Source organism: Cellulomonas humilata (assembly GCF_013359775.1).
GTDB lineage: Bacteria > Actinomycetota > Actinomycetes > Actinomycetales > Cellulomonadaceae > Cellulomonas > Cellulomonas humilata.
The window spans coordinates 1-1,402 of record NZ_JABMCI010000025.1; the positions used below are offsets into that span (position 1 = coordinate 1).

1 protein-coding gene is annotated in these 1,402 nt (G+C 72.4%); it reads right to left on the minus strand.

The annotated features are described in order from the left end of the window. On the minus strand, positions 1 to 1,101 hold a 1,101-nt coding region (locus HP550_RS00120), incomplete at its 3' end, for a HAMP domain-containing protein (RefSeq protein ID WP_175345571.1). Positions 1,102 to 1,402: the final 301 nt, after the last annotated feature.

A 1,402-nucleotide genomic window follows, 5' to 3' on the forward strand; every position in this document is an offset into this window, starting at 1 on the left:
ATCGTTCGCCGACTCCGCCGCCGCCGTCGCCTGACCCGCCACCTTCGCCGCCAGGTTCGCGTTCTGCGCGATCTCCCGGATCGAGGCACCCATCTGCTCCGCACCCGCCGCCACCGCCTGCACGTTGCGAGACACCTGCTCGGCGGCCGCAGCCACCACACCCGCCTGCGCCGACGTCTCATCCGACCCCGCCGCCACCTGGTCCGACGACGCCGACAGCTCCTCCGCCGCCGCCGCCACCGTCTCGGCCGTCTCCACGACGCCACCGAGCGCGGCGCGCACCGAGTCCTGCGCCTTGTTCAGCGCGTGCGCCATCCGGCCCAGCTCGTCGTCGGAGACCACGTCGGCCCGCACGGTGAAGTCACCGGCCGCCATCGCGTTGAGGGACTTCCGCACGCGCTGCACGGCGGCGAGCACGTTGCCGGCGATCGCGAAGCCGAGCACCAGGGTGACCACGAGGGCGACGGCCAGACTCGACATGAGGATCAGGGCGGCGCGGTTGGCCTCGTCCGAGGAGGTGTCCGCCAGGCCGTCGGTGTACGCGACGGTGGAGACGACCATCTTGTCGAGGTCCCCCACGAACGCGTCGACGCGCGGCTGACCGATCTGGAGGGCGTTGGAGTAGAGGACGGAGTTGCCCGAGGTCGCGGCCGGGACCAGCTGCTCGTCGCGAATCTTGAGCCAGGCGTCGTAGTCGGTGACGAAGGCCTGCCAGCTGGGGTCCACGCCGGCCCCGGAGGCCTGGTACGCCTCCATCGCCTCCGCCATCTCGGCGTCGTTGGCGTCCTGCTTGCCCAGCCACGACTTCTCGGCAGTCGGCGAGTCCACGGCCGCCAGCTGGGCGATGATGAGCCGCGCCTGTGCCTGGCCGAGCTGGATCTTGACCCGGGTCCCGACGATGTCCGACTGGATCATCGCGAGCGTCCGGGTGTCCGCCGCCGCCGCGCGCAGCGCGGTGACGGCGTAGGCGCCGGACCCGATCGCCACGACGGCGAGCAGGAGGATCGCGGTGAGGATCTTGGTGCGCACGGAGCGGTTCCGGAACCACGACCCGGAGCGGCGGGAGGCCGGAGCGGTGCTCGACGGGTGGGTGGTGCTCATGGGGCTGGCTCCTCGGTGTGCGATCTGGCGTCGGCCCACCGATCGGCCGGATCCGCACGGAACTGAGCCCTCGCGCGACGACGCCCCGCCGCGGTGTGCGGCGGGGCGTCGGTCTGCCTGGGTCTATCCGGATACCGGTCAGAAGGTGAAGGCGGACACCCGGGTGCGCAGGTCGGTGGACAGGCGGGCGAGCTCGCCCACGGCCTGACCCATCTGACCGAGCACCTCCGAGGACGACGCCGCCGACGAGGCGACCCCGCCGATGTTCACCGCGATCTCCCCCGACCCCGTCGCCGCCTCC